At 54.9% G+C, this 8,562-nt stretch carries 8 protein-coding genes; 1 reads left to right on the forward strand and 7 read right to left on the reverse strand.

Features of this window, described 5'->3' with window-relative positions:
- Positions 1-118: 118 nt before the first annotated feature.
- From B2R48_RS12280 to glpD, 7 genes are all read right to left on the reverse strand, one after another.
- Positions 119-1,873, reverse strand: coding sequence for an ABC transporter substrate-binding protein (locus B2R48_RS12280; protein ID WP_414716188.1), 1,755 nt, complete (start codon positions 1,871-1,873; stop codon positions 119-121).
- 136 nt (positions 1,874-2,009) lie between these two features.
- Complete coding sequence (locus B2R48_RS12285; protein WP_062955428.1) at positions 2,010-2,282, reverse strand: DUF2160 domain-containing protein; 273 nt, start codon at positions 2,280-2,282, stop codon at positions 2,010-2,012.
- 24 nt (positions 2,283-2,306) lie between these two features.
- Positions 2,307-3,110, reverse strand: coding sequence for a carbohydrate ABC transporter permease (locus tag B2R48_RS12290; RefSeq protein WP_062955429.1), 804 nt, complete (start codon positions 3,108-3,110; stop codon positions 2,307-2,309).
- 1 nt (position 3,111) lies between these two features.
- A complete protein-coding gene (locus B2R48_RS12295; RefSeq protein WP_062955430.1) occupies positions 3,112-3,984 on the reverse strand; it encodes a carbohydrate ABC transporter permease in 873 nt (290 codons plus the stop codon).
- A 15-nt stretch (positions 3,985-3,999) separates the two neighbouring features.
- Positions 4,000-5,100, reverse strand: coding sequence for an ABC transporter ATP-binding protein (locus B2R48_RS12300; RefSeq protein ID WP_297000773.1), 1,101 nt, complete (start codon positions 5,098-5,100; stop codon positions 4,000-4,002).
- 16 nt (positions 5,101-5,116) lie between these two features.
- Positions 5,117-6,217 carry an ABC transporter ATP-binding protein gene (locus B2R48_RS12305; RefSeq protein ID WP_297000775.1) on the reverse strand — a complete coding sequence of 367 codons (1,101 nt, stop codon included), beginning with the start codon at positions 6,215-6,217 and terminating at the stop codon, positions 5,117-5,119.
- Entirely contained in the window at positions 6,214-7,770 is a 1,557-nt protein-coding gene (glpD, locus tag B2R48_RS12310) for a glycerol-3-phosphate dehydrogenase (protein WP_062955433.1), read from the reverse strand. The genes B2R48_RS12305 and glpD overlap by 4 nt, the downstream gene beginning before the upstream one ends.
- Before the next feature lie 547 nt (positions 7,771-8,317).
- Between glpD and B2R48_RS12315 the strand changes: the two genes are divergently transcribed.
- On the forward strand, positions 8,318-8,562 hold a 245-nt coding region (locus B2R48_RS12315; protein WP_297000778.1), incomplete at its 3' end, for an aldehyde dehydrogenase family protein.

Here is an 8,562-nt window from a genome sequence, read left to right on the forward strand (position 1 = left end):
GCAGGGGAAAATCGCTGTTCGACTATGGTTTTGGTAAATATTGATGGTCTGAATATCGATAAATGAACTGGACGGCCGGGGATGAAAAACATCCCCGGCACCCCCAGTAGTGTGGCTCTTAGTTCTTCTGAGCCGCACGCCATTCCGCGATCAGATCGTCATATTTGACGGTCTCACCCTGCGGTTTTTCGTTGTCGAGCGGCGGTTTCGGAGCGCCCGGCTGGTCGAACCAGTACTGGGCATCACGCTCTTCGTTCAGCTTCGGTGCACATTCGCCACCGATGCCTGCACGCTCCAGACGCTGCAGAACACGGTCCATGGAGTTCGCAAGGTTGTCCATGGCTTCCTGCGGGGTCCGTTCGCCGGTAACAGCTTCGGCAACGTTCTGCCACCAGAGCTGTGCCAGTTTCGGATAATCCGGAACGTTGGTACCGGTCGGCGACCACTGAACACGGGCCGGCGAACGATAGAACTCAACCAGACCACCCCAGTTCGGTGCGACATCGGTCAGTTCCTGGGTGTCCAGGTCAGACTGACGGATCGGTGTCAGACCGGTGAGGGTCTTCTTCAGCGAAACGGTTTTCGAGGTGGTGAACTGTGCATAGAGCCATGCAGCTTTGCGGCGCTCAAGCGGGGTGGACTTCATCAGAGTCCAGGAACCCACGTCCTGATAGCCAAGCTTCATGCCTTCTTCCCAGTACGGGCCGTGCGGCGACGGGGCCATACGCCATTTCGGCGTGCCATCGTCGTTCACAACCGGGGTACCTTTTTTCGCCATGTCGGCGGTAAAGGCGGTGTACCAGAAGATCTGCTGTGCGATCTGGCCCTGTGCCGGAACCGGACCAGCTTCACCAAAGGTCATGCCGGCGGCTTCTGGCGGAGCATAAGCCTTGAGCCAGTCGATGTATTTGGTCAGCGCATAAACCGCTGCCGGGCCGTTTGCAGCACCACCACGGCTCACACTCGAGCCAGCCGGGGAGCAACCTTCAACACGGATACCCCATTCGTCGACCGGAAGGCCGTTCGGGATGCCCTTGTCGCCAGCACCTGCCATGGAAAGCCACGCATCGGTGAAGCGCCAACCCAGTGACGGGTCTTTTTTGCCGTAATCCATGTGGCCATAGACTTTCTGGCCATCGATTTCACCAACGTCATTGGTGAAGAATTCGGCGATATCTTCATAAGCCGACCAGTTGACCGGAACACCCAGGTCATAGCCGTACTTGTCCTTGAACTGCTTCTGCAGGTCTTCACGCTGGAACCAGTCATAGCGGAACCAGTACAGGTTCGCGAACTGCTGGTCAGGAAGCTGATAAAGCTTGCCATCCGGACCGGTGGTGAAGGACAGGCCGATGAAATCATCAAGATCAAGCGTCGGCGAGGTAACTTCTGCACCTTCGCCAGCCATCCAGTCGGTCAGCGGCACAACGGCGTCGTAACGCGCGTGGGTCCCGATCAGGTCCGAGTCATTGATATAGGCGTCATAGATGTTGCGGTTCGACTGCATTTGCGTCTGCAGTTTTTCGATCACATCGCCTTCGCCGATCAGGTCATGCGTCAGGTTGATCCCGGTGATTTCCGAGAACGCCTTTGCCAGAACCTTGGACTCGTATTCGTGCGTGGTGATGGTTTCCGACACCACATTGATGTCCATGCCACGGAACGGTTCAGCTGCTTTGATGAACCATTCCAGTTCGGCCATCTGGGCGTCTTTGCTTATGCTCGACGGCTGAAACTCGCTGTCGATCCATTTTTTCGCCGCGTCGGTATATTGATCTGCCATGGCCGGGTTCGCCAGCACAGCAAGACCAAGGGCGACGGCAACTGCGCTGCCTTTAACAACGCTTTTGGCACCTTTGGCTTTAACGATCATGTCGTTTTCTCCCTGGTCGTCTTCCTTATTGCTCATCCGGTAAACCCGGTCATCGACGCTGGGGGAAGACGGACAGCCCACCGTGATGAATACAGAGGAAACGGCACCGCTGTAGGATGCGGTACCGTCTCGGTTCTTAACCCCAGCGCATCACAACGATGAGCCAGACAAGTGCAATGATGGAGCCGATCCAAAGGGCGGCATCGGTAAATGCCAGCCAGCCCAGATGGATGTAGGCTGCGCCCACCAAACTGATAAACAGGCGATCTCCGCGTGTGGTGGTCAGTGGCAAAAAGCCACGCCGCGGTACGGTCGGTGAAACCGCCTGCCAAATTCCCATCCCGATCAGCATCAGAATGATGCAGCTAAAGAACGCTGCGGTAATCGGGGTCCAGGCCATCCATGCCATTTTGATATTCCTCCTGTTTTCCGATTACACGCGACCCATCGCGAAGCCTTTGGCGATGTAGTTGCGAACGAACCAGATCACCAAGGCGCCCGGGACAATTGTCAAAACACCCGCTGCGGCCAGAACGCCCCAATCAAGCCCCGATGCCGAGACGGTACGGGTCATGGTGGCGGCAATCGGCTTGGCCTCGACCGAGGTCAGCGTACGTGCCAGCAGAAGTTCAACCCAGCTGAACATGAAGCAGAAGAAGGCCGTTACACCGATGCCTGAACGGATCAGCGGAATGAAGATCGTGGTAAAGAAGCGCGGGAACGAATACCCGTCGATATAGGCCGTTTCATCAATTTCCTTGGGGATCCCCGACATGAAGCCTTCAAGGATCCAGACAGCCAGTGGCACGTTAAACAGGCAGTGTGCCAGTGCCACAGCAATATGGGTGTCAAACAGGCCGACACTGGAATACAGCTGGAAGAACGGCAACAGGAACACGGCCGGCGGTGCCATGCGGTTGGTCAGAAGCCAGAAGAACAGATGCTTGTCGCCGGTAAAGTTGAACCGCGAAAACGCATAAGCTGCGGGCAGGGCGACAACCAGTGAAATCACCACGTTGATGCCGACATAGATCATCGAGTTGATGTAACCCGTATACCATGCCGGATCGGTCAGGATCGTTGCATAGTTTGCCAGTGTCGGGTTGTCCGGGAACAAGGTCATTGCGCCCAGGATTTCCGTATTGGTCTTGATCGACATGTTGAACAGCCAATAGATCGGAACCAACAGGAACAGAATATAAAGAAGAAGTCCGATATGACGTTTCTGGAACTGCATTTTATTGTTCCCCCTGCTTTCCGGCGTTCATCACGACGGTATAGAAAACCCAGCAAACCAACAGAATGATCAGGAAGTAGACCAGCGAGAAGGCCGCAGCAGGACCAAGGTCAAACTGACCGACTGCCATCCGGGTCAGGAACTGGCTGAGGAAGGTGGTTGCGTTACCCGGACCGCCACCGGTGAGGACGAACGGTTCGGTATAGATCATGAAACTGTCCATGAAGCGCAGCAGAACACCGATCACGAGAACCGACTGCATCTTGGGCAGCTGAATGAAGCGGAACACGGCCCAGCGCGATGCACCGTCAATCTTGGCCGCCTGATAATAGGCATCCGGGATTGACCGCAAGCCAGCATAGCACAGCAGCACAATCAGGCTGGTCCAGTGCCAGACATCCATGACAAGTACCGTGATCCAGGCGTCCATCGGGTTCTGGGCATAGTTGTAATCAATGCCCATCAGATTGATGACATAGCCACCCAGACCAATGTCTGCACGGCCAAAGATCTGCCAGATGGTGCCAACCACGTTCCATGGAATAAGCAGCGGCAATGCCAGCAAGACCATCGATGCCGAAACACCCCAACCCTTGCGTGGCAGGGTCAGTGCGACCGCAATGCCCAGCGGAATTTCGATAAACAGAACCGAAAGGGTATAGAAAATCTGGCGCAGCAGCGCGTCATGAAGGCGGCTGTCGCCCAGAACCTGTTCAAACCATTCGGTGCCGACAAAGAACCGCGTTTGCGGATCGAAAATGTCCTGAACCGAATAGTTCACAACCGTCATCAGCGGAATGATCGCGCTGATGGCGACGATAAAGAACACTGGCAGGACGAGGAACCAGGCCTTGTTGTTGGTAATTTTGTTCATTTCCTCATCCCCCCCTTACGCGACCAACTGACTGTCGGCGTAAAGCTTGGTCCACTCCGGCGCAAAGCGCAGAATGCCGGACTGGCCGACAACCTGTTCGTCTTCGCCGAGCTTGACCTTGATTTCAGATGCGCCGAACCGGGTAGTCGCGATCTTGAACTGGCCAAGGTCTTCGACCTTGGTGATGTTGACTTCGATCCCGTTTCCGTCTGCTCCCTTGGCGGCATCGCCGGTATCAAGGGTCAGGAATTCGGGGCGAATGCCCAGTTCGATCTTGCCGTTTTGTTTTGAGATGGCCTCAAGGTGACGGTCCGAAAGGCCGATACGCTGGCCATCAACCCAGGCTGCGCCATCATCAATCTTGCAATCCATGATGTTCATGCCCGGGCTTCCGATGAAGTAACCGACAAAGGTATGGGCCGGATTTTCAAACAGTTCCTGCGGGGTGCCCAACTGCACGACCTTGCCGCCATACATGACAACGACCTTGTCGGCAAAGGTGAGCGCCTCGACCTGATCATGGGTGACATACACCATGGTCGGGCGCAGCTTGTTATGAATTTCCTTGAGCTTGCGACGCAAAACCCATTTCAGATGCGGGTCAATCACGGTCAGCGGTTCATCAAACAGAATGGCCGAGACATCGTCACGCACCAGACCACGCCCCAGCGAGATCGTCTGTTTTTCATCCGCGCCAAGGCCGCGTGCCTTTTGCTTGAGCTTGCCGGTCAGATCCAGCATGCCGGCAATTTCACGCACACGGGCATCGACACGCTTTTCATCAATGCCACGGTTGCGCAGCGGGAAGGCCAGGTTGTCATAGACCGTCATGGTGTCATAGATCACCGGGAACTGGAAAACCTGTGCGATGTTGCGCTCTTCCGGTGCCAGGTTGGTAACATCCTTGCCATCAAACAGGACCTGTCCGTGGGACGGGGTCAAAAGACCGGAAATGATGTTAAGCAATGTCGTCTTGCCACAGCCCGACGGGCCAAGAAGCGCATATGCGCCGCCATCTTCCCAAACGTGTTCCATTCGGCGCAGGGCATAATCCTCGTCCGTTTTCGGATCGGGGAAATAGGAATGCGCAAGGCTTTTAAGATCAATACGTGCCATTTTACTTACTCTTCCCTCACGCCGCTTTGCCATTGGTGACTTCGACCGGCGGGGCGGCCACGAGTTGCCCGGTTGCATCAAAGGCAAACAGGCGTGTCGGATCGACATAGAACTGGGTGGCTTCGCCAAGGCGCGGGTTGTGTACGCCTTCTTCCTGAATCACCCAGGAAACGTCGTTGAAATGGACGTGAACAAAGGTTTCCGAACCGGTGATTTCGGCCAGTTCGACCTGACCCTGCATCGCGACCGTGTCATCACCGGTCGGATCAACCGACAGATGGTTGGCGCGAATGCCAAGGGTGTAGTCACCATTGCCAAGATTTGCCAGATGCCCCGAAAGCGGAACCTGATGGCCGCTTTTCATGAAGATCGCGCCATCGCGAACTTCCGCTTCGACAAGGTTGATCGGCGGATCGGAAAAGATCAGACCGGTCTCGACCGACGTCGGGTTGTGATAAACCTGTGTGGTCGGACCAAACTGGGTCACCCGGCCTTCATGCATCACCGCGCATTTACCACCCAGAAGCAACGCTTCCATCGGTTCGGTCGTGGCATAGACAACAATGGTATCGCGTTCTGCCAGAAGGTTGGGGATCTCTTCGCGCAGTTCTTCGCGCAGCTTGTAATCAAGGTTGACCAGCGGCTCGTCAAGCAGCAGCAATTTGCAATCCTTGACCATGGCGCGCGCCATGGCGGTACGCTGCTGCTGGCCACCGGAAAGTTCCTGTGGCAGGCGATCAAGCAGATGTTCGATATGCATGAGTTCGGCTGTCGAGCGCACGCGCTTTTCGATCTCTGCCTTGTCGACACCCTGAAGCTTCAGCGGCGATGCAATATTGTCGTAAACATTCATCGACGGATAGTTGATGAACTGCTGATAGACCATGGCGACATTGCGTTTCTGCACGGCCTGGCCTGTTACGTCGGCATTATCAACAAGAATGCGGCCCTTGGTCGGGGGTTCAAGCCCGGCCATGATCCGCATCAGGGTGGTTTTCCCGGCCAGGGTCCGTCCCAAAAGGACGTTGAATGATCCCGGTTCCAGTGTCATCGACACATCGTCGATATGGGTCTCCCCACCCATGGTCTTGGTTATATTTTCAAGCGTAAGGGTCATTTTCCACTGTTTCCTTCGCCCGTTTTCACGGTGTTTTTTGATGTCGGTTCGGTTTTGAACCATTGGACAATGGCATTACGCGTCTCATCCGAAAGGTGCAGCCCCAGTTTGGAGCGGCGCCACAAAATATCATCGGCCGTTCTGGCCCATTCGTGATCCACCAGATAGCGCAATTCGCACTCATATACGTCGTCGCCGAAGTGCTTTCCAAGCCCTTTTAGATCCTTGGCTGTACCAATGATCATGTCGGTGAGTGTGCCGTAGTTTTGCACGTAGCGGTAGATTTGTGCGTCCGGAATCCAGGGAAACTTCTTGTGCGTTGCGGCAAGATAGCGCTCGAAATCTGCATCGGGGATGTCGCCGCCCGGAAGCGGCTTGTCGGCTGTCCATCTTGTGTCATCGCGGCCAAGCAGCGGGCAGAGCTTGCTCATCGCTGACTCAGCAAGCTTGCGATAGGTGGTGATCTTGCCGCCATAGATGTTTAGAAGCGGCGCACCATCATCTGACTGATTGCCCCGGTCAATTTCGAGAACATAATCGCGGGTCACCTGTGATGCGTCTTCGCTGCCATCGCCATACAGCGGACGGACACCGGAATAGGCCCAAACAACGTCGTCGGTGGTGATTTTCTTGTCGAAATAGGTATTGGACAATTCGCACAGATATTTAGTTTCATCCGCGCTGATCGCGACCTTGGCCGGATCGCCCTTGTAGTCCCGGTCGGTGGTGCCGATCAGGGTGAAGTCCTGCTCATAGGGGATGGCAAAAACAATGCGACCGTCCGGGTTCTGGAAGATATAGCAATAGTCATGGTCAAACAGCTTGGGTACCACGATGTGGCTGCCCTGTACCATGCGAATGCCCTGTTTCTTCTTGGCTTCAACCCGGCTTTCAAGGAGCTCTGCACACCAGGGGCCGGCGGCATTAACCAGCGATTTTGCCTTGATGGTCTTTTCCGACCCATTATCGATATCACGAAGTGTGACGACCCAAAGATCGCCTTCGCGCTTGGCCGAAACACATTCGGTGCGGGTTTCGATATCGGCACCCCGATCACGGGCATCCATGGCGTTAAGCACCACAAGGCGCGCGTCCTGAACCCAGCAATCGGAATAGACAAATGCCTTGTCCATGCCCTTGACCAGTGGCGCACCGGCCGGATGGCTGCTGAGTTTGATGCCCTCTGATCCCGGCAGCTTTTCGCGCCCGCCAAGGTGGTCATACAGAAACAGGCCCAAACGGATCATCCATGCCGGACGCAAACCTTTGACGTGGGGCAGGACAAACCGAAGTGGCCAAATGATGTGCGGGGCTGCGCGCAGCAGAACTTCGCGTTCAATCAACGCTTCGCGCACAAGGCGGAATTCATAATGCTCAAGATAGCGCAGGCCGCCATGGATCAGCTTCGTGCTTGCCGATGAGGTCGCGCTGGCAAGGTCATCTTTTTCACACAGATAAACCTTGAGCCCGCGGCCTGACGCGTCACGCGCGATACCCGTGCCATTGATCCCACCACCAATAATGGCGATGTCGTATGTGTCTGGATTGAGCAACCGATTCCTCCCCAATTGCTCTTATTTGTGACAGTTGTTCTCAACTGCCGTTCTGTTCTTTCACAAACGTTACGAATGCCCCAAAATAATTGCAAGCGAAAATTATGGCGAATTGAAATTTTCGATTATGAACTTCGATGGCCGCGATATAATCTGTTGTTATTGTTCTATATTTTCTGACGCGCCTGGTTTTCCATTGCCAGAAAGCCTTCTTCGTTCACTTACAGTCAGGGGCGATCAAAGCCCAGAATCGGTTGAAAATGAAAAAATACGCGATGCGAAGGTGGTTTTGCGCCCACTGAGTTATCTGCGTGATCTATGGGCGCCGGGAATAGGTCGACAGATGGCAATGTGCCGCAGGTTCTTTTAAATCGGGGGCTGAAACACCGGTTATGTGCAATCTTCTGGCAAAGCGGGTGGTAACCCCGGTTTGCGATTGCTATTGGGTAAATATCCCGCAAAAATGTGGCATCCACCACGGAGCAGACTAGATAAGAACCAGAGTTCGATCATGTCGCTCCCAATAATGCTTTTCGGAGGCACTCAAATGAATTCGCTTAAAGACCCCAGTCTTTTCAACCAGCAGGCCTATGTCGGCGGGGAATGGGTCGATGCTCCAGACGGAAAAACCGAACAGGTGACCAACCCGGCAACCGGCGAAGTGCTTGGCACTGTTCCTGTGCTTGGCCGCGATGCCGTTGCCCATGCGGTTGACGTCGCCGAAAAGGCGCAAAAGGCCTGGAAAAAACGCACCGCCAAGGAACGGTCTGCCATTCTGATGAAATGGTACGA

Origin of the sequence: Thalassospira sp. UBA848, assembly GCF_002295455.1 — a bacterium.
Taxonomy (GTDB): Bacteria; Pseudomonadota; Alphaproteobacteria; order Rhodospirillales; family Thalassospiraceae; genus Thalassospira.